The sequence below is a fragment of the Nitratidesulfovibrio oxamicus genome (assembly GCF_015731765.1).
In the GTDB taxonomy this organism is placed as follows: domain Bacteria; phylum Desulfobacterota; class Desulfovibrionia; order Desulfovibrionales; family Desulfovibrionaceae; genus Cupidesulfovibrio; species Cupidesulfovibrio oxamicus.
The window spans coordinates 1-2,591 of sequence record NZ_VRYY01000368.1 but is presented as its reverse complement, the minus strand read 5'-3'; the positions used below and the strand labels follow the sequence as shown (position 1 = coordinate 2,591).

Genomic DNA, 2,591 nt, shown 5'->3' with positions numbered 1-2,591 from the left:
TGGAACTGGCGGGCGACCGGCTGGGCGGGGCCATCGTGGCCGTGGGCAATGCCCCCACCGCGCTGCTGGCCCTGCTGGACCATCTGGCGGCGGGTGGCCCGCCCCCCGCGCTGGTGGTGGCCATGCCGGTAGGCTTCGTCAACGCTGCGGAATCCAAGGAACTGTTTCTGGAACGCGCCGCCTCGCTGCACCAGTACGGTCCGTACGGACTGCCCTGCCTGGCCCTGCGGGGCCGCAAGGGCGGATCGCCCCTGGCCGCCGCCGCCGTCAACGCCCTGGCAGAAATGGCCCTGCGCGAACGGGGGTGATCCCGCCGGGAAGGTGCTTTCGCACCGCCCTGCCCGCCGCTTCCGGCGCCCGTCATATCCGGCCCTGGCCCTTGTTCCCGCCGGGCCCGCCCCCATGTTCCCCCATGGCTCTCCCATGACCACCCGACCATGCCGATCCGATTCGGGCCGGGTGACCTCCTTTCACGTTCTTGCGCAACAGGCGTACACTTTGCTATCCTGTACGACAGGCGTTCCGTTCCCTCGCCGGAATGACGCCACATCGCACCGGCCTCGCCGGTACAACAAGGAACCTGCATGACCCACGATCCACGCCTTGAGGGCGACGCGCACTCGGCTGCCGACACCGACGAAACCCCTTCGTCCGCGCCTGACGCTTCCGATGTGCCCGCCCCCGCCGTAGCTGACGCCCCCGGCATCACCGCCGCCGAATCCCCCGTCACCCCGGTCGTCCCGACCGCTTCCGACGCCCCTGCCGAAGGCACCCCCACCGAAATTTCCGATCCCGCGCCCGCAATTCCCGCAGACTCCGCCGACCCTGCCGCGCTCGCCGCACTTGCGGACGATGAAGACCCGGCCCTGCGCCTTGCCGCCGAGATCACCCGCATCGACGAGCCCGAAGACGCGCTGCCCCCGGTGACCCTTGCCGACCTGCCCCCCATGATGCAGGAGGCCGCCGCCCGCGCCGGATGGACCAACCTGATGCCGGTGCAGACCCGCGCCCTGCCGTACATCTTCGCCAAGCGCGACCTGATGGTGCAGTCGCGCACGGGCAGCGGCAAGACCGGGGCCTTCCTGCTGCCGCTGCTCGAACGCCTGTCCCCCGACGAAGCCGCCGTGCAGGCCCTGATCCTGGTGCCCACGCGCGAACTGGCCTTGCAGGTGGAATACGAGGCCCGCGTGCTGTTCGAGGGCACCGGCCTGAACGTGGCCGCCGTGTACGGCGGCGTGGGCTACGGCAAGCAGATGGACGCCCTGCGCGACGGCGCGCACCTTGTGGTGGGCACCCCCGGCCGCGTGCTGGACCACCTGCTGCGCCGCACCATGAACCTGGACCGCATCCGGGCGCTGGTGTTCGACGAAGCCGACCGCATGCTGTCCATCGGCTTCTACCCGGACATGAAGGAAATCCAGCGCTACCTGCCCAAGCGTCGCATTTCCGCGTACCTGTTCTCCGCCACCTACCCGCCCCACGTGCTGAACCTGGCTGGCGAATTCCTGAGCGAACCGCGCATGCTCAGCCTGAGCCACCAGCAGGTGCACGTGGCCCAGACGCAGCACCTGTATTGCGAAACCAAGCCCATGGACAAGGACCGGGCGCTGGTGCGCATCATCGAGTCCGAAAACCCCACGGCGGCCATCATCTTCTGCAACACCAAGGCCAACGTGCACTACGTGACGGCGGTGCTGCAGGGCTTCGGCTACAATGCCGACGAGCTTTCGGCAGACCTGACCCAGGCCAAGCGCGAACAGGTGCTGGGCAGCCTGCGCAAGGGTGGGGTGCGCTTTCTGGTGGCCACCGACGTGGCCGCGCGCGGCATCGACATTCCCGACCTTTCGCACGTCATCCTGTACGAGCCGCCGGAAGACCGCGAATCATACATCCACCGCGCCGGACGCACCGGTCGCGCGGGTTCGGCGGGCACGGTCATCTCGCTTGTGGACATCATTCAGAAGCTGGAACTGCAGCGCATCGCCAAGCACTACAAGATCGACATCCAGCATCGACCCACCCCCGACGACGAGTCGGTGGCGCGCATTGCCGGTGACCGGCTGACCGCCCTGCTGGAAGCGCGCCTGCGCGCCCGCACCGGGCTGGAACGCGAACGGCAGCAGCGCTTCGCCCCGCTGGCCCGCGCCCTGGCCGGAGACGACGAGCAGCTTTCGCTGCTGGCCATGCTGCTGGACCAGTACTACCAGGAAAGCCTGCATGCGGCCCCGCCCATGCCCGCCACCGCCCCGGCCCCCCGGCAGGACCGCCGCCGCGAAGAACGCCGCGATGACCGCAGGGACGACCGTCGCGATGAGCGCCGTGATGAGCGTCGGGATGACAGGCGGGATGAACGCGACGGGCGCGAAGCACGCCGTCGCGACCGCGACCGCAGGGACGAGCGGCGCGATGAACGCCGGGACGAGCGCAAGGACGAGCGCCGGGATGAACGGCGCGATGAACGCGCACCCGCCGCAGCCGCAACGGTCGCCCCCTCCGGCTCCGACAGCCCGGAACAGCACGCGGAACAGCGTGAAGACGGCCAGCCCCCCCGCGAAGGGCGCCGCCGGTCGCGACGTGGCCAGATCGGAAGA

Annotated in this window: 2 protein-coding genes; both read left to right on the top strand. The window is 69.7% G+C overall.

Annotated features, from left to right (window positions below):
- Positions 1 to 308 (top strand): precorrin-8X methylmutase (locus tag FVW20_RS12300; RefSeq protein ID WP_196609845.1); only part of this gene is annotated, 308 nt, incomplete at its 5' end.
- A gap of 276 nt (positions 309 to 584) precedes the next feature.
- Positions 585 to 2,591: DEAD/DEAH box helicase (locus tag FVW20_RS12295; RefSeq protein ID WP_196609844.1), on the top strand; the 2,007-nt coding region annotated here is incomplete at its 3' end.